Annotated in this window: 16 protein-coding genes and 1 pseudogene; 5 read left to right on the top strand and 12 right to left on the bottom strand. The window is 68.3% G+C overall.

The window, feature by feature from the left end; all coding sequences use genetic code 11:
• Positions 1-259: 259 nt before the first annotated feature.
• Positions 260-814: a hypothetical protein gene (locus BJF83_RS18330; protein WP_143831966.1), complete on the bottom strand. Its 555-nt coding sequence runs from the start codon at positions 812-814 to the stop codon at positions 260-262.
• A gap of 192 nt (positions 815-1006) precedes the next feature.
• Between BJF83_RS18330 and BJF83_RS18325 the strand changes: the two genes are divergently transcribed.
• The 5 genes from BJF83_RS18325 to BJF83_RS30610 all read left to right on the top strand — a co-directional run bounded on the left by BJF83_RS18325 (position 1007) and on the right by BJF83_RS30610 (position 3661).
• A complete protein-coding gene (locus tag BJF83_RS18325; protein ID WP_143831965.1) occupies positions 1007-1282 on the top strand; it encodes a hypothetical protein in 276 nt (91 codons plus the stop codon).
• Positions 1283-1382: 100 nt separating this feature from the next.
• A complete protein-coding gene (locus tag BJF83_RS27605) occupies positions 1383-1547 on the top strand; it encodes a hypothetical protein (RefSeq protein ID WP_158070401.1) in 165 nt (54 codons plus the stop codon).
• The gene (locus BJF83_RS18320) at positions 1544-2356 is read left to right on the top strand and encodes a hypothetical protein (protein WP_143831964.1); all 813 of its coding nucleotides are present in this window, start codon (positions 1544-1546) and stop codon (positions 2354-2356) included. The genes BJF83_RS27605 and BJF83_RS18320 overlap by 4 nt, the downstream gene beginning before the upstream one ends.
• A 16-nt stretch (positions 2357-2372) precedes the next feature.
• Entirely contained in the window at positions 2373-2939 is a 567-nt protein-coding gene (locus tag BJF83_RS18315) for an SAP domain-containing protein (RefSeq protein ID WP_075927274.1), read from the top strand.
• Positions 2940-2941: 2 nt separating this feature from the next.
• On the top strand, positions 2942-3661 hold the full coding sequence (locus tag BJF83_RS30610; RefSeq protein WP_075927273.1) for a Mov34/MPN/PAD-1 family protein: 720 nt from the start codon (positions 2942-2944) through the stop codon (positions 3659-3661).
• A gap of 222 nt (positions 3662-3883) precedes the next feature.
• On the opposite strand, the gene BJF83_RS18305 is transcribed toward BJF83_RS30610, so the two are convergent.
• The 11 genes and pseudogenes from BJF83_RS18305 to BJF83_RS18250 form a co-directional block, all read right to left on the bottom strand.
• On the bottom strand, positions 3884-4819 hold the full coding sequence (locus BJF83_RS18305; RefSeq protein WP_075927272.1) for a hypothetical protein: 936 nt from the start codon (positions 4817-4819) through the stop codon (positions 3884-3886).
• Positions 4809-5213 carry a hypothetical protein gene (locus tag BJF83_RS18300; protein ID WP_075927271.1) on the bottom strand — a complete coding sequence of 135 codons (405 nt, stop codon included), beginning with the start codon at positions 5211-5213 and terminating at the stop codon, positions 4809-4811. Before BJF83_RS18300 ends, BJF83_RS18305 begins: the two co-directional genes overlap by 11 nt.
• Positions 5210-5509 (bottom strand): hypothetical protein, encoded by a 300-nt coding sequence (locus tag BJF83_RS18295; RefSeq protein WP_075927270.1) that lies wholly within the window; start codon positions 5507-5509, stop codon positions 5210-5212. The genes BJF83_RS18300 and BJF83_RS18295 overlap by 4 nt, the downstream gene beginning before the upstream one ends.
• A 4-nt stretch (positions 5510-5513) precedes the next feature.
• Positions 5514-5822, bottom strand: coding sequence for a hypothetical protein (locus tag BJF83_RS18290; protein ID WP_075927269.1), 309 nt, complete (start codon positions 5820-5822; stop codon positions 5514-5516).
• 2 nt (positions 5823-5824) lie between these two features.
• Positions 5825-7921: a hypothetical protein gene (locus BJF83_RS18285; protein WP_143831963.1), complete on the bottom strand. Its 2097-nt coding sequence runs from the start codon at positions 7919-7921 to the stop codon at positions 5825-5827.
• Complete coding sequence (locus tag BJF83_RS18280; protein WP_143831962.1) at positions 7921-8139, bottom strand: hypothetical protein; 219 nt, start codon at positions 8137-8139, stop codon at positions 7921-7923. Before BJF83_RS18280 ends, BJF83_RS18285 begins: the two co-directional genes overlap by 1 nt.
• Positions 8140-8174: 35 nt before the next feature.
• A complete protein-coding gene (locus tag BJF83_RS18275; RefSeq protein ID WP_075927266.1) occupies positions 8175-10967 on the bottom strand; it encodes a hypothetical protein in 2793 nt (930 codons plus the stop codon).
• Positions 10937-12070 carry a hypothetical protein gene (locus BJF83_RS18270; protein WP_075927265.1) on the bottom strand — a complete coding sequence of 378 codons (1134 nt, stop codon included), beginning with the start codon at positions 12068-12070 and terminating at the stop codon, positions 10937-10939. Before BJF83_RS18270 ends, BJF83_RS18275 begins: the two co-directional genes overlap by 31 nt.
• A complete protein-coding gene (locus tag BJF83_RS18265; protein ID WP_075927264.1) occupies positions 12067-12267 on the bottom strand; it encodes a hypothetical protein in 201 nt (66 codons plus the stop codon). Before BJF83_RS18265 ends, BJF83_RS18270 begins: the two co-directional genes overlap by 4 nt.
• Positions 12264-15931, bottom strand: a pseudogene (locus tag BJF83_RS18260) (phage tail tape measure protein). The gene BJF83_RS18265 and the pseudogene BJF83_RS18260 overlap by 4 nt, the downstream one beginning before the upstream one ends.
• A 567-nt stretch (positions 15932-16498) precedes the next feature.
• Positions 16499-16840, bottom strand: coding sequence for a hypothetical protein (locus BJF83_RS18250; protein WP_075927261.1), 342 nt, complete (start codon positions 16838-16840; stop codon positions 16499-16501).
• Positions 16841-16849: the final 9 nt, after the last annotated feature.

Below are 16849 nucleotides of genomic sequence, written 5' to 3'. Positions count from 1 at the left end.
GCTGAACGATCTCCCAGAGCCCATCGGGCAACACATCACTCACAGCACGTGATCATGCCAGGCGCAGGGCCACCTCGCACGGCTTTTGAGATGAGCTCTGAGCTGCGGGGTCGAATCGCTACGACTCTAGCGGTTCACTGCGACGATCCGGGGACGCCGTCTGTTCCTGCTCTTTGCATAACATACTCACCTGCGCCAAGGGCATCCCTGTTGCCTGTGCGATACCAGACAATCAAGCTCGTGAGGGTTTTGACGATGGTCACTCGACGGTTCCGGAGAAGTAGACGACCTCGTGTGAGGGATCGACGTCATCGGGCCCGAACAGCCCCAGGGAGAACTGGAGCTCGTTCTCATCCACGGGCATCTCACACGCCGGCTCCCAGATGCCGGTCGCCCCGGGCTGGATCATGGCGGGCCACTCATGGGCGAACGCGTCGAACGCCTCGTAGTCGCCTTCCACTCCCCCGACGTTGCAGGACCGCTCGATCCGGTCGATCTCCACGGGGGCATCGGAGCCGTTCTCGAACCTGACCGTGAACTTGACCCAGTCAAGGCCACCGGAGTAGCCGAGATCATCCTCGTTGAACCGCTCGAAGTCCCCCAGCGACACGGACAGCCCGTCGTCCCAGGTGTGGGTCTCCGCCAGGTCGAGGACCGTCGGTCCCGCCTCCTCCGAGGGGGCGGACGCGTCGACCTGACCTTGCTCGGCGGTCTCCTCAGGCATGGGCTCGGTGGGGGCGTCGTCGCTGCACGAAGCCAAAACGAGAGCAAGCAGGACAGTGGCCGTCGCCGCGGCGGGGGTGATGGGGCGCACGGAGGCTCCTGGGGACGTCGGTACATGAGCACGACGAGCGGGGTCGCGGTGGAACGAACGTACCGGCCCGTGGTGACGCAGGCGCGGTGATCGGTGAGAAACGGGCTGAGAGTCCATAGATCTAGACTTTCGATTCGTGGTCTTTCATGCCGTCAGGGTATGCATCCCCGTTGCCGCACCCGGGAGTCCCCCATGTCCGAAACGCCCGCGAGCACCGTCGATCCCAGGACGACGGCCGTGCAGACCGCGATCCGCGATCACGTTCCCGGGGTGGGCGGTGTGTCCCTCGCAGCGGCCGAAGCCGTACTGCGCGCCATCGACGGATCCCCCGAACCGAGGCAGCGCAAGGACCGGTGGGAGAACGCCGGTTGCCTTCTGGCCCTGGCCGTGGCCACAGGCCTGTCCGCTCTGATCCTCGTGGCCGCTGGCCTGTGCGTGGCCTGGCTCTGGACGGCGGTCCTCGGATGATCGTCCACTTCGAGTTCGTCCTCGGGTCCGGCGCGGTGATCCACTCCGGCCCCGAGGAGTACCCGGACGTCCTCGCCGCCGCCTCCCAGGCACAGCAGTGATGGACCTCCGGAACCGCTCGATCAGCTTCGACACCTACGAGGGCGGCGCGGCTGCGGTGCGTTGCTCCGAGATCGAGCACGTCACCGTCCTCACCCCCGGACAGGCTGCCGAGCAGTCGGCTGCCGTGATCGGCCCCATCCCACCGACAGGAGACCCCGAATGAGTCCCCTCACTGACAACCCCCGCACATGGGTGGTGACCGGCGCCAACATCCAGGACCTGGCCGACGAACTCGGCGTCGAGGTCCTCGGCTCCCCCAGCGCGGACCACGCAGCGTTGCTCCACGCGGGCGGCCACGGCGTGCACGCCTACCTCGGGGACACCGTCATCCGCCACGCCGACGGCACAACCACCGTCCGCAGCAGCACCACCGGCAGGAGGCAGACCGACGACACCGAACCCGAGGAACCCACGAAGAACACCCAGGAGCGGAGGCAGGAGTACGCCCTGTCCTTCCACTTCACCATCCAAGACGGCACGCCGCTGGAGGTGGTGACAGCGCTGTCCGACGCCATGTCCGCGCACCTCCCCGTCAGCGCCCATGCGTCCTACATGGCGCTCACCCCCCTCAACCCCACCCCGGACGACGACGTGGAACCGCAAGCGCCGGCCACCGGGGTCGGGCAGCGCCTTCAGGTGCACGCGGGCAGCACCACACTCGACGGATACGTGACCGAACTGCTCCCCGCCAAGGACCGCACACCGACCCGGATCAGCATCGAGGACCAGCGCATGGTCGGACTGTGGTCGACCGGGGAGGGACCGTACCCGCTGGGATGGGTGATGACCAGCACGGGCGCGATCCTCACCGGCACCGCAGAGGAGATGGAGACCGTGAGCGCGCCAGGCACCCACCCCCGCCCCTTCCCCGCACCCGCCGTCATGGGAAACCTGCGCTACAACCCCATGAGCATGGTCAAGGCGGCGATCTTCGGGACCCGACCCGCTCCCACCAACCTGATCATCACTTGAGAGACCGAGGACCGACATGGACATTTACAGCAGCATGAACCTGGCTGAGCTGCGGGTCGCCGCCCGGGAGCGCGGGCTCCCGGTGTCGGGGGCCAAGGCCGACCTCACCGCTCGCCTTCGTGACACCGACCCCCAGGCTGGCACCGACGAGGAGGAGGCGTTCACCACCGGCGCCCCCGCACTAGGCGACGCCGACGAGCAGACGAAGCCGCTGCCCGACGCTGGCCCCGAGGCCTACTCCGACGGCACCGTCCCTCCCGACGCCCACGGCGCAGTCGACTCCCCCACCCAAGAGGACCCGTCACCCAGGGGCGACGTTGCGGAACTTCGCTCAGGGGTCGTCGCGCTACTGGACCTGGAGCAGGACGACCCGGCCGCGCACTCCAACACCGCGCTCCTGGAACTCCTCGCCGCCCGCATGACGGCCGACGACGACAACGGCGCGTTCGAGACGGGCCGGGCCGAAGGGCGGCGAGAGACCGCGGAGGCCGCAGCCCGCGAGGTCACCAACACCACCGGATCAGCTGGCGGCACCCTGGTACGGCGTATCCGAGCCCTGGCCGACCACGACCCGCAGGCCTGAGCATGCTGACCCTGCCCACACACGTGCTGAGGGAAATCATCGACCACGCCCTGGCGGCACACCCGGTCGAGGCGTGCGGGATCGTGGCTGGCCCCGCGGGGACGGACCGGCCCGACCGGGTGGTGCGCATGCGCAACGCGGAGGCCTCCCCACGGAGGTTCAGATTCGACCCCGAGGAACAGCTCGCCGTATGGCGGGAGATGGACGCGCGCGGCGAGGACCCCGTGGTCGTCTACCACTCCCACACGGCGGCACGCGCCTACCCTTCCACTACTGACGAAGCGTTCCTGTGCGACCCCGCCGTGCACTACGTCATCGTGTCCACCCGCGGTGACGAGATCGACGTGCGCTCCTACCGGCACATCGACGGCCAGCTCGTCCCCGAACCCATCAACTCGCTTGAGGAAACCCACGTGGGCAAGCACCGCAAGCCGAAGAAGAACAAGAAGAACAACACGACGTCGCAGGCCCACGCCCTACCGGGCGACCTGCACGGCATGTGGCATCTGGATGCCAACGGCGGCGACGGTGGGTGGCTCACCTCGGGTGGCCGCATCATCGTCGACACCCTGAGCCGAATCGGAGGGTTCGGATCCGACCGCATCGACATCCGCCCGGCCCCTCAGGAGGTCATCGCTGCGCACAACGGGAAGCTCAGCGTGCAGGAGTGGGCAACCGAGACGGCCCGTACTCGGGTTCGCACGAGGAACCTTGCCCGGTGAACGGCAACCTCGCGGCCCAGCACGGGTTGCGCGCGCGGACACTGATCGAGCGCGCCGACCCGCGCATCGACGCCCAGGTGCACAGGACCGGGGCCGACACTGATTCGCCCGATGCCGCGTACTGGCAGGCTGCCCTCATGGTGGCGGCCCGCGACGCCGCCCGGGAACGTCCCGGACGAGACAGGTCGGGGCGCAGCTCCTGGACTATCTGCGAGCCCTGGTTCACTGGTAGGCGACAACCACGAGCGCGCCTGGACCGCCCTCTCCGCCTCTTTGCGCGCTGCTGGTCGGCCCCGCAGCACCACCGGAGCCTCCACCGCCCGGTCCCCGACCGTCGGTCCCGGACACCTGACCGGTGACGGCGCCCAGACCACGGCCGCCGCTCCCCCACACAGACGACCCGCCCATGCCACCGACCGCGCCGGTGCTTCCCAGACGCATGCCCGCACCGCCGCCCTGGCCGTCAGCGGTCACATCTCCGAGCAGAGCGACGGTGGAGTAGCCACCGCCGTTGTTCGCCCCCGGAGTGCCGGACGCCGTGAGCGTCAGCCCTCCGGCTCCGCCCCCGGCAGCAACCAGAGTCCCGAAGCGGGTGTCGCCTCCGTCTCCCCCAGGCCCCCCCGGGGTCGCGGTCCCCCCGCTCCCGACGATCACCTCGACCGTGGTCGGCAGAAGGTAGGAGGGGATCCACGCCTCCGCGTACCCACCAGCCTGCCCACCCGACCCACCCGAACTCTCACCGGAAGATGTGGAGGCGGCACCACCGCCCGCGCCTCCTCCACCCACAGCTCGTACCCACACCAGGCGGGTGTTGTCAGGGCGCGCCCATGTCAGCGTGCCCGGCTCGCTGTACACCATGGTGGATGCGGTTGCGGCGGGCCCGTCGATACGGCCCAGAATGACGTACTCGCTGTCACCGATGGGCAGCATGAGGACTCTGTCTCCAGGGGCGGGGACGTAGCCGCTCAGCGCTGCGAATCCTGCCCGGGTAGGGGCGGGTTCGCCGTCGAAGATCACCGGTGGCAGCGTGCTGGGGTAGCTGCGGGGGTCGTAGCCGTGGGCGACGGTGGCCCGGCGGGGCGGCCGGTCGGCTGCCGTTCTGGGGCGGGTGGCCTCGGTGTACCCGGTGATGATCGCGAGGAGTTCCTCACCGCCCATCCGGTGCCTCTACTACCTCTTCGGGCCCTTCACCGTTCTCACCTTCGACGGTGCCGGGTACCGGAGCGGTGGGGTCCACGTACGCGTTGGGGAGTCGGAGCTCCCCGTCGGTGAGTACAGCCGTGATCTGGGTCGGGCGTGCGCACACGCCGCATCCGGCCTGGATGCCGCCCAGGGAGTGCAGGACCCGGCGCGTCTCGGCCCGCTTCGCCGCCGGGCACCCCTCTGTACGGCAGCGCAGGGTCGCGACGATCCCGAACCACCCGCTTTCCTCCTCAGGGAACCGTCGCTCTACAGGCGGCAACCGAGCCTGGGCTGCTAAGAACTCCTGCCACCGGGCGGACTGGTCATGGTACTCAGCGAGGGTCATCGAGTTGACGGCGGGCGAGTTCACGGCTCTCTCCAGAAAACGACGCTGACGTGGGTTGCGGTGGCGTTGGTCCGGCACAACCACACCAGGCATCCGGTCGAGGTCACCGAGGACACCGACACCTCAACGGCGTGGGTCCCGGGGACAGATGAGTGGGCGGTGGCGATCGCCTGGACCGGTCCGCGGCCGCGCAGGTTCAGACCGGAGATCTCCACGCTGGTGGGCACGTTCGGTTCCGGGGTGATGGTGACACGGACCGTCTGCAGGTTCCCAGCTGAAAGAGCACCGGTGATCAGGACGTCTCCGGGATAGTGGGCCACGAGTTCACTCCCTGTCTCGGATCGCGATCCACCGCACCAGGGTCACGGTGTCGTTGGTGCGGTACACCACGACCGTGAATCCGGTGGAAGTCGGGTCGGACACCGAAACCTCCACGACGGTGCTGCCGGGTACGAGGGTGTTCGCCGTGGCCCAGGCGCGCACGGCACCCGCCCCAGCAAGGTTCAACCCGGTGACGGCCATCGACGTGGGCGTGTTCGGGGTGGGCACGATCCTCAGCAAGCCGGAGGCGATGTTGCCGGCCTTCAGGGTGCCGCTGACACGCAGGTCGTGCGGAAGGACCACCAGGGCCATCGTCACGCTCCTCGGATCGCGAGCCAGTACACGCTCGTCCTTGTGGCGGTAGCGCGGGTCAACCACAGGTCGAACCCGTCCGGTGAGGGGTTACGGACCGCGACCTCTTTCAGCGTCGAGCCGGGCACGAGGGAGTTCGCGCACACCTGGACGCGCACACTGCCGGTGCCGACGAGGTTCAACCCGCTGACGCGCACCACCGTGGGCACGTGCGGTGTCGGGGTGACCTGGGTGGTGCCGGTCCGCATGTTCCCGGCCTCGATGGCACCGACGACCGTGGCGTCCCCGACCACGATGCCGGGATCCTCGGTCGCGGGCATGGACACCACCCGACGTGCCCGGTGCCGCATGAGCCCGTCCGCGGTCAGCGGCAGTTCCCAGGTGTGCCCGGAGAACACCGTGTCCAGGGACAGGTCGTCGCGACGGATGCCGAACACGTCATCGAAGCTGTGCAGCGGGTTGAGGGCGGTCGTGAACTCGATGGCTTCGTAGAGCTGGGTGGACTCGTACGCGAGCCGGGCCACCTGTTCGATGAGCGCTGATTCGCTGGAGGCCTCGTTCTCGGTGCGGTAGTCGGTGATGATGCGGCCCCTGCGCACGGTCGACGTGGGGCTGTGCGGAGACCGGTTGGTGTAGGTGACGGTGCGCGGGTCGTCGGTGCCGTCGGTGGTGGACAGCACCCACTGGTTGGGGACACCGTGCAGGTCACGCTCCTGGGTGGCCTCCGCGACCATGATCGACCGGTCGTCGTCGCGGTACCAGAACTCCGGTGCTCGTGCTGAGGGCGACACGTAGGGGACAGCGATCGCTACCCCCCACTCGTCAAAGGACAGCGACCGGTACCCGATGCTGGCGAGCAAGTCGTTGACGACCGTGAGCCTGGATGTGCCGGGCTCCCATTCGCGGATGCCTGGCAGGACCTCCTCGTGGGGGGTGATGGCGTGCCGGGTGATCCCGGAGGCTTCCAGGACACGCTGTACGTGGGAGGTGACCCGTCCCGTGGGGTTAGCGTTGAACTCCCACCGGGCGTACATCATCGTTGGGCTGGTGTTCGTGTTGCCGCTGAATCCGGACCCGGACAGCCCCCACTCCCCTTCGGTCAGGGTGGCTGTCTCCACCGTCCTCTCCAGGTGCCAGCCTGCGGGCTCGGGAGTTCCCTCAGGCCAGATCCTCGCCATGATGTCCTGCCCGATGAGACGGGCGCGTACGTTGATCCACCGGCCAGGGGTGTAGGTGACTGGGGTGGTTTCGACCTCCCCGATCTGGACGTTAGAGTTCGCGGCCGACAGCGCCACGGTCTGGGCCGAGGTGAAGTGCAACCGGACTCGGTAGTAGTCGCGGTCGGACCGGCGGCGCATCACTACCGACGGCAGCAGGGACGACCCCGACGTGACCTGGCCAACGGAAACCTGCACACGGACTTCGCCGTCCCGGTACCGACGATCCTGATAGACGATGCGCGGGAAGTCGATCGAGGAGGGGACGGTGATGGACGCGTGACCGCCTCCTCCCGGGACGGTCTCGTAGGTGGCAGGCAGCGTGGTCGCCACCAGCCACTCCGCCCCCTGATCGGGGGTCCCCCATCCGCCTGTGGTTGCTCGGAGGAACCGGTCGTGGGCGTCAAGATGACCTGCGGTGCTGTACCGAGTCGGAGCCTGATCCTCAGCGAGGATCGTGGACTTGTCCAAGCCTTCGACATCGCGCCAGACCGTGCGCGCGGAGTCCACGGTGCGTTTCGGGGTGACCGGGAGGAACACTCCCTGCGGCCATTCCACATACCGGTCCGGGCCGTACGGGGGCAGGTGCAGGCGCGCCCACGGCATGATCCTGTTCGTCAACCAGTCGACGCGGGCGTCCGCCCGCATCCGCACCGTCAACGTGCGTTGGACCTCGTCCGCCAGGTTGTTGAGGGTAACCACTCCGCTGGCGGCATCGACCTCTTCGTCGTCCAGGTCGCGGAGCTTGCGGTCGTCGCGGTCGAGCAACTCGTACCGCCAGGACCACCAAACCGCCCCCGTGGCGGCGTGGATCGCGTCCACGACCTCGCCTGGGGTGGCGCCTGTGGGGTTGCGGGGTCCTGGGCCAGGGATGGCCTGCATCAGCGCACTCCTCCTGGTAGGTGCGAGGACACGCGGGTCGCCTCGAACGTCACCTGGCTGCCCCAGTCGGTGTCGGGCGACGAGAAGCCAGTCAGCGTGCTGATCCACACCCGGCCACGGTTGTCCCGCACGACCAACGTCCGGCGTGCCTCCGCCCACGCCTGGAGCTCGTCGACGATGTCCATGCGGTCGTCGCCGTCCGGGATGTCGATCGTCATAGACCAGGTGTCGGTCTGGTGCTCCCCCCACGCAGTTACCGGGTGGGGGCGGCCCACGTAGTGGTGCGCGGTGTGCTCGACGTCGACGGTGTGGGAGCGTTGGGCGCGCCCGTACAGGTAGTGGCGGATCGTGGTTTCGGCGTCCTGGGGGTCGTGGATCCACACCCCAGCGAACCGGACGCTCCCCGACACGGGAGCAGAATCGGCGCTCGCACCGTCGGGGGTGACCGCGCGAGCGGTGTACGTGTAGGAGCGGCCCGAGCCCGTGAGGTAGTCGCGATAGGAGTCGCCGGGAGCGATCGTGGCCAGGAGCTCGGAGACTGCGGTCCCGGGGCCGGACCTCCAGATCTCCGTGGCGACGGGCGTCGGGATGTCGCTCGCGGTGCGCAGTTCGATGTTGTCCACGAACATCTCGGCTCCGTCCGCCGGGGCGTGCACGTCGGGCCCATGCCCCGCCCACGCCGCGCCGGAGGGCGCGACGCGGAGTGCTGGATCAGCACCCACTCCCCCGTCGGCAGGGTGATGGGCGCAGCCGAGGATGAGCTGAGCAGCTGCCCGTCCGCGGAGTACCAGTCCAGGGTGGCGGTGACCCCGGACAGGTCCGCTTCGGTGCGTGCCCAGTATGAGACCGTGTAGCGGTGGTGCGGGATCACCTCCACGCGGCGGCCCTGCGCCGGGCGGACTCCAGCGCGCGGCGGGGTGCCGCTCACCAGCAGACGGGCCGAGAACTGACCGGCGTGGGCATGGGCATCGGTGGCGGTGAACCGCGCCAGCGGGGTCAGGAGCAACACGGCGGCCGCCATCGCGTGCTGTGGTCCGGTGAGACGGAACGTGCGCGGCGGGGTGTCTCCCGCCTGTTCGGACCGGATGTGCCCCACCCACACGCCACGGTCGTTGTCGACGTCGACAACGACCGTCGGGGTGATCGTTCGCGTCCCGGACTGCGCGGTGTACCCCAGGTACAGCACGACGTCTCCGACCTGGACCGGTACAGAGGGGAACACGACCTCTTCTCCGGTGTCGATGCTGGTGAACGCCCAGCCGTTGAACCCGGCGATGTTGCGGACCGCAACCCCGGAGGACGAGTGCCACTGCGTGCCGCCCCACAGCAGGTCATAGGAAGCGGGCTCGCTGCTCGCGATGCTGCTGTGCAACCACAGGCCGTGCCGGTCCGTGCCAGTTTCCCCGAAGGGCACGTACTGTTGCTCGGTCCACCCGGCGGGAGTGGTGAGCAGCTGTTCGTCGTAGTTAGCGGCCGTCCACCACAGCAGGAGGTCCCCATCCCGTGTGCCTGCGGGGACCGCGACCGTGGTGGTTGTCGAGAAGGCGAGCGCGCCACTCGTGCCGACGACCTCCACCGCAGGATCGGTCACCCACCCGGCGATGGACCCGGCCTCGAAGTTGCCGTCGGGCCCTCCCAGGTCCATCCCCGGAGGAGGGTGGTCGACCTCGACTCGGATGTGGGCGGCGTCGTCGACCGGGACCACCGCCACCACGGGCTCGATGGGCCGTGAGTAGTCCGGGGTGACCAGCCGGGAGCCGGTGCTGCTCTCGATGCCGTTCGACCGGGCGGTCACTTCGATGCGGTGCTCGACTTCGCTCGTCAGCCCCTGCACCAGGTGGCCGGTCGCGGTGGATTCGATCCACCCGGTGTCAGAGTGGACGGTGCCGGTGGTGGTGCGCACGACCCTGACCCGGTAGTGGTCCTGGACTGCGCCAGTGATGGCCCATTGGACTTGGAGGTCCGCGGTCGGGGTGGGCGTGTTGTCGACGGGGGGCCACGTCACGGACACGTTCCCCGATGCCGACGTCTCGAAGCGCCCCGCAGAGGACCAAGGCGACTCGGCGTCGAGACGGTCCCAGGTGCGGACCCGCCACCGCCACCGCCCCCCGTTGGTGAGGGTGTCACCAGGGAGTGTGTGTGCTTCGGCGAAGGACGGTGTCTTACCGGAGTCGTAGGTGAGGGTGTCGGTGAGATCGTTCCACACCTGCACTTGGTAGGCCGACTGGATGTCGCTCGGGTTCGGGTCCCTGAACACCCACTGCAGGGTGGCGGGCCCAGTGGCGTCGAAGTTCGGGGCGGACCGCCGGTCGGGGATGTCGGGGGCGAGGTTCACTTCCTCCAGCACGTAGAAGAGGTCGTGATCGGTGCCGGTGCGGGCGGCGATGGTGATGAGGACCTGCTGCCCGATGGTGGAGCCGCGGTGCACACGGATGGCGTGGTGGACGGCGTTGGCCGGGCCGATGTCGGCTGCGACTTCTACTTCGTCACCGGCGGCGAGCCCAGTGTGGAGGGACACGTGCGTTTTCATCAGTCGCCGGCCGGTGGTGTCGATGTAGTAGATCCACACCAGGTGACGTGCCGGATCGTAGACGGCATCCCAGGCTGAGGACACCGCCAGGGCGGCGGGGCTGGGCATGGACGACAACCCCATGGCGTCCATACCCACATCAGCGAGCACCGAGAAGTCGCTGCTGCCGGTGCCCTGCTGTCGGTGCTTGACGGTCAGGCCGATCTCGACGCTCGAGGACGCGGTGACGGTGACGAACTGTGTCTCCGACAGGGCGAGCAGCCGGGTCTTGGCGTCGGGGTCGCGGACGGAGAACCCGGACACCCCGTCGAGTTCGCGAGTGGTGCGGATCGATGCCCCATCGGCGGAGAGCTGGTAGCGGCCGATGGACATGGAGTGGCGCTGCCCGAGGGTCTGGTGCTGACTCGCGCACGTCACGAACCCGCGGTTGGAGCCGTCGGGGGCGGCTCCAATGTCGAGGAGCGTGCCGGTCTCGTTGGTCCAGTTCAGGCCGGACGGGGCGGCTGGGTCGACCATGGTGCCGGTGGCGTTGCCGGACCCGCGGAACAGGTTTCCGCTGCCGGTTTGGACGTGGTCGCAGCTGATGAGGCGTAGGCCAGTTGGACGCCGGTGTTCGGCCCCGCTTCGCGGCCGACGACGGCGACAAGGGTGCCTCGGGCACTGCCCTGGGGGTGCCAGGCCATCACCACGTTGTTGACCCGGCGTTCGTAGGCGGGCAACACGCCGGTACGGCTGTCGCTCACGGCCCACGTGCCGTCGGGGGCGCGGCTGTAGGCGCGGATGATCAACCGGTTCGCCCCGGAGTCGTTGGCGACATAAACGGTGTCGCGGTCGTCACGGGCCATCGCGACGGTCTGCGTGCCGCGCCGGGCGGCGACAGAGGACAGGGTGCCCACCTCGGTGGTGGTGCCGTCGGTCGAGCGGTGCATGACGGTGAACGTCAGTGGCCCAGGGGCCGGGGTGCTCTGGACAAGGTAGACGTGGGAGCCGTCCGAGAGCTGCACCTGGCAGCCGGCTGACAGGTCCAGCAGGTGCTTGGTAGCCGCCCCCACGTACAGGGTGGGTCGGGTCGCCACCGCGTTTCCCGGTTCGGCCTGGCGCAGGGTCTGCCACTCAAGGCTGACCGGGGTCTGCTGTGAGCGGTTGCGGGACGACACCAGCGCATACCTGCGAATCCCCGAGGTAGCGACCTCGTCCAGGTCCAGCCCCACACGCATCGCCGACGCGCCAGCGGCTTGGGCGTCGACGACCCGTCCGACCAGAGGTAGAGCGTTGAGCTGGGACGGGGTTCGCCAGTTCCCCGCAGTGACCGACGTTCCCCAGTTGTAGGAGCGCACCTCCAAGGCGCGGCTGACCCGGGAGCCACTCGACTGGACGGCCTGGAGGCGCAGGTACGCCGTGACCGGGGTGGTGTCAGGGTCAACGTTCAGGTCGAACCGGACGAACGACTGGAAGACGTAGCGGACCCCGGAGCCGACGGATTGCCCGACGTACATCAGCGAGGCGCTGTTGCCGGGGACCAGGACGGTGCCGCTGCCCTGCACGGCCTGCGTGTAGGAGGTGGAGGAGGACTCCAGGTATCCGTCGCTGGAATGGCCCATCGTGATCGAGGTGGTCACCGCTCGGTCTCCTGTCCCCCGCCGCACAGCTCCGCCAGAGTCTCGACCACCCCTCCGCCGAGACGGTCGTGCAGCCGCACCTGCGCCTGCCCGCTGTCGTATTCGACCGTGCCGATGGCCATGACGCCGCCGTGCTTGCCTTGGGAGTGGACGAGCCCGTCGGTGCCGTGGCCCGGATGGTCCGCCCAGTTCGTCATGGTGCTCCAATCCGTGTGCGGGCCCCGTGCTGCCGTGCGATCAGCTGGAGACGCTCGATCATGCGTTCCAGATCTGCGACAGTCTTGATCTTCGACATGTCCGCTGTCACGTTGATGTAGGTCGCCGAGGTGGCGTTGCGGGCGGCTTCGGCCCACGCACGCATCTCCTCCAGGAGCACGACGAGCTCCGCCTCCCCCGACCGGTTGACAGCCGCTGTCCGGTCCAGCAGGACACCGCCGTCATCATGGGTTCCGGAGCCGCGCACCATGCCGGTCGGGGATCCGGCCCACGGCGGTGGGGTGAACAGGTCGCGATACCCGTCGATGCCAGGGGTCTCGGGGTAGTCCTGCCACACGGTGTCGCGGAACCCGGCCAGGCCCCCGGCAGCCTCGATGAGGTCGGCGTCGACAAGGCCGCCTTCAGCGAACGCCGGTCGGCGGATGCTGCTCGCGGAGTTGATGTAGCCGTACTGCTTGCGTACGGAGTTGCTCTCGTTGCCGCCGACGGTCTCCCCGGTCTCCGGGTCGGTGAGGACGTTGACGTGCCCCGCGTCCCCCCGGTACAGGCCCAGGTCGCCTGGCTGAGCGTCCGCCCGGGACACCTTGGGCAGCGTGGTGTAGTTCGCAACCAGCGGCGTCCACCCGTGACGGACGTCCTTGAGAGCACGGTGGGCACCAGCCCGCTTGAAAACCCAATCCACGAACATGCCACACCAGGCCGCAGAGAAGAACGGCTCGGTGAACTTGTTCGGGCGCCCCTTGATGCCGACCTGCTCGCGAGCAACCTGCACAACCTTCCGGGCATCGCCGCCCGACATCTCCGACTCGAAAGGGGCCAGGAAGTCGTGGAGCTTGCTGATGATATGGTCGACGATCTTCGTGGGCAGCCCACGGAACCCCGACGCGCCGAACAGGGATCGGATTTCGGATTTGATGGGCGCGGTGACCGCCCGTACAGCCGCCATGAATCCGTCAGTGAAGTAGTCTCTGCCCTTCTGGATGAATCCCTCGACAGCGGACACGATGCCGCCACGGGCGAACTTTCGCACCGGCGGGAGCTCGCCGGTGCGGTTCATGTACTCCAGCTGGTCGAAACCAATCTTCTTCGCCGAGGAGCGTTTGATCACATACTCGTCAGCCATGAGAAGGGCAGGGATGGAATCGACTCCGGGGGTTCCTCCCCGGGTTCTACCCCCGGTCGCAAGTTTCTTGATCGAGGGCAGTTTCGACATTCCGAGTTTGCTCGCTATGGAATCCCAAAATTTTTTGATTCCTTCCGAGTACACCGTCTCGATGACAAAGTTGACGGGATCTTTGGCGGCTGATTTAAGCTTTTTCCAGACTGATTTGATTCCATCCTTCGCCCGGGTGAACGCGGAGATCGCCCGGTCCCGGATCGCGTTGAACCGGTCGACGAACCCGTCACGCAACGCACTGGCCCGGGACAGGATCCAGTCGCGGATCTGCGCGGCGATGGACACAGCCCGGTCGCGCAGCCCAACCAGGACGGCAACAGCCCGGTCCCGCAAGTTCACGTGAGCGGCGACGAACCGATCCCGCAGGCTGACCACCCGGGACATCACCCAGTCACGCATCGCCCCAATCAGGGCCGCGCTGACGTTACGCATCAGCGTCAGGTACGCGACCGCCCGTTCGTACAGGCCCAACACGGCGGCAACCGCTCGGTCCCGCAGGTTCACGACCCGGGCGATGATCCAGTCACGCATCGCGCCGATAACGGCCGCCCCCCAGTCGCGCATCCTCCCGAACCAGGCGACGACTGCGTTGACAAGATCAGGGACGAGTGAGTTACCGACGAGCCAGTTCCACAGCCACAGGAACGGTGCTTTGATCGCCTCGATCAAACCTCGGATGACTCCGGAGACGATGGTGACCGCGCCTCGGAAAATACCGACGATCGCTGTCCACAGGCCCGAGAAGACACCCTTGACCCCTTCCCAGGCTCTTGCCCAGTCTCCTGTGAAGACTCCGATCAAGATATTGAGAATGCCGCCGATGACATCCAAGGCTCCGGAGAAAACTCCGGTGATGATCTGCCAGGCGCCAACGACGATTCCCTTGGCGATTTCAAAAGCGCCCTTGAGAATTCCCACAATCCGGGCGAACGTGAACCCGAGGACGCCCATGATCAGGTCGCCGTGCTCGCTCCACTTCGTCTGAATCCACCCGAGCGCCCCCTGGACGATCTCCACGACCGACCCGAAGATCTCCTCGAACTTCGGTCGGACTTCGTCGATGAACCCGGTGATCGCGCCGAACACATCCCGGGCGGTGTCCTTCACCTGCGGCCAGTGCTCACGGACCAGTTCAGCGACACGTTCCAGCCCGGGACGCAACGCCCCGTCCCACAGCGCCCCCCAGGCCTGCCGAACCCGGTCGAACACCTCCACGGCGGTCGCTCGGATACCGGGCCAGTGGGCCTGCCACAGCTCCACCAGAGCGTTCAGCCCCGGCTGGAGCGCACCGTCCCAGAGCGCCGACCACCCAGCTCTGATGGCGTCCCACGCCGCGACCACCCCGGCCCGGAAGGACGAGGAGGTCTTCCAGGCGTAGAGGAGAGCCGCGCCGACCGCGAGCACCGCGGTGACGATCCACCCGATCGGGTTCGAGAGCAGGGCCACGGCCGCACCCCCGGCAGCCATCGCACCCTTGACCGCCAGGGCCACGCCGATGACGGTGGACAGCACGCCGACCAGTCCGCCGACCACGGCCATGACGGTCTTGACGACGCCTTCGTTCTCGCGCATCCAGCCGGTCATGTTCCGGACCGCTGCGGTGACGGTGTTCATCGTAGCGGCGCCGAGGTCGAGGACACCCATCTCGCCGATGGCGATGATCAGACCCTCCACGGCGGACTTGGCCGAGAGCATGGCGCTGTTGAAGCCCTCCATGCGGATGCCGGCCATCTCCGCCGCGGTGCCCTCCGCACCCTCCAGCTCCCCGATCAGCTCGCGGATACCTTCGGATCCCTGACCCAGGAGGGATTGAAGCTTGGGGCCGGCCTCCAAACCGAAGATGCGGACGACGTCCGAAACCCCCGCGCCCTTGTCAGCGAGGTCAGTCAGAACGTCGGTGAGGGGCCGAGCCTGCCCGGACGCGTTCAGCGCCTCGACACCGAACTCCGCGAGCCTGCGGCCACCGGTGGAGGACGTATCGGACAGCGTCGCCAGGATGCTGTTGAGGCCGGTACCGGCCATGGACCCCTGGATGCCGGCGTACCCAAGAAGCCGACCGCAGACGCGGTCTCCTCCAGTGACCACCCCGCCGCGGTGGCGAGCGGAGCCGCGTACTTCATCGACTCGCCGAGCATCGACAGGTCGACGTTGGTGCGGCGCATCGTATGCGCGAGCACATCGGAGACCCGACCCATCTCCGATGCCTCCAGGGCAAACCCAGACAGCACGTTCGAAGCGATGTCGGCCGTACGTGCCAGGTCGGTTTTGCCTGCGGCGGCCAGGTTCAAGACGTCCGGTAGAGCGGCCATGACCTCCTGGGTGCGAAACCCCGCCATGCCCAGGAACTCCATGGCGTTCGCTGCCTGGGTGGCGGTGTACGCAGTGGAAGAACCCATGTCCTCCGCGAGCGTCTGGAGCTGGGTGAACTCTGCGCCGGTGGCTCCGGTGACCGCGCGGACACCGTTCATGGCCTGCTCGAAGTCGCCCGAGATGGTCAGGACGGAGCCGCCGATCAGGCCGAGAGCGCCGATGGCGACCCCGGCGGCGCCGGCGGCCACCGCGCCGACACCGCCCAGCCCGGAGGCCAGTCCGCGGGTGAAGCCGCGCCCGGCCCGGTCCCCGGCTGGGCCCATACCGGCCCCGGCGGCGTTCGCCGCCGACTGCCCGGCCGAGGTGAACTGGGTGTTGCCGTTGCGGATGTGGTGGGTGGCCTGCTGGGTGAACCGCTGTCCGGCCGAAGCTCCGGTGGCCCCGGCTGCGGCTGCCACGCCTTCCCGGGATCCGGCGATGCCTTCTCGCATTCCTGAGGCGGCCGCCGCCCCGGATCGTTGCCCGGCCGAGGCGAACTGGGTGTCGGTCTGCCCCTGTTGGGCTGCCATCGAGCGCTGCGCGGACTGACCGTAGGAGGTGCCGAGCTGCCGTCCGGCTTCCTCTCCCACCTGATGGACGGTGCGGCGGATCTGTGCCTTGTCCGCTCGGCCGACGATCTCCACCCACCCGGTGGCGATCTTGAACCCGCCCCCCGTTGCCATGCCTCAGTCCCCTTCTGTGGAGCGGGGGGTAGCGGAGGTCTCGACGTGGTCGGCGAGCAGCGGATCGTCAGCCCGAAAGTCGAGCGCCGGCATGACCTGCCGCTCAGATCGAGCGGACACCGAGCGCGCACCGGCCCCTGGGCGCCTGGCGGGCGGAGCCGGGGCGGGGGCAGACGGCGCGCCACGTTCCTGTGCGGCTTCGAGGCGGGCCCGCATCACGCCCTGGTAGGCGAAGGTGCGGGCGCACATCGGCCAGAACCAGGTCGCGGGCAGCTCCTCCAGGGGTCCGCGCACTCTGTGCAGGTGGGAGAAGTCCGAGGCGAGGTCGTCCCAGTGGTCAGGCACCCATCCGTA

This window comes from Nocardiopsis sp. CNR-923 (genome assembly GCF_001942255.1).
In the GTDB taxonomy this organism is placed as follows: Bacteria; Actinomycetota; Actinomycetes; order Streptosporangiales; family Streptosporangiaceae; genus Nocardiopsis.
The sequence above is the reverse complement of the archived record's forward strand: the minus strand, read 5'-3'. Positions and strand labels throughout refer to the sequence as shown.

Excerpts from the sequence above, each read along its gene's own strand:
- BJF83_RS18325 (WP_143831965.1), top strand. The coding sequence starts at position 1,007 with ATGTCCGAAACGCCCGCGAGCACCGTCGATCCCAGGACGACGGCCGTG.
- BJF83_RS27605 (WP_158070401.1), top strand. The coding sequence starts at position 1,383 with ATGGACCTCCGGAACCGCTCGATCAGCTTCGACACCTACGAGGGCGGC.
- BJF83_RS18320 (WP_143831964.1), top strand. The coding sequence starts at position 1,544 with ATGAGTCCCCTCACTGACAACCCCCGCACATGGGTGGTGACCGGCGCC.
- BJF83_RS18315 (WP_075927274.1), top strand. The coding sequence starts at position 2,373 with ATGGACATTTACAGCAGCATGAACCTGGCTGAGCTGCGGGTCGCCGCC.
- BJF83_RS30610 (WP_075927273.1), top strand. The coding sequence starts at position 2,942 with ATGCTGACCCTGCCCACACACGTGCTGAGGGAAATCATCGACCACGCC.
- BJF83_RS18305 (WP_075927272.1), bottom strand. The coding sequence starts at position 4,819 with ATGGGCGGTGAGGAACTCCTCGCGATCATCACCGGGTACACCGAGGCC.
- BJF83_RS18290 (WP_075927269.1), bottom strand. The coding sequence starts at position 5,822 with ATGGCCCTGGTGGTCCTTCCGCACGACCTGCGTGTCAGCGGCACCCTG.
- BJF83_RS18285 (WP_143831963.1), bottom strand. The coding sequence starts at position 7,921 with ATGCAGGCCATCCCTGGCCCAGGACCCCGCAACCCCACAGGCGCCACC.
- BJF83_RS18280 (WP_143831962.1), bottom strand. The coding sequence starts at position 8,139 with ATGACGATCGACATCCCGGACGGCGACGACCGCATGGACATCGTCGAC.
- BJF83_RS18275 (WP_075927266.1), bottom strand. The coding sequence starts at position 10,967 with ATGGTCGACCCAGCCGCCCCGTCCGGCCTGAACTGGACCAACGAGACC.
- BJF83_RS18265 (WP_075927264.1), bottom strand. The coding sequence starts at position 12,267 with ATGACGAACTGGGCGGACCATCCGGGCCACGGCACCGACGGGCTCGTC.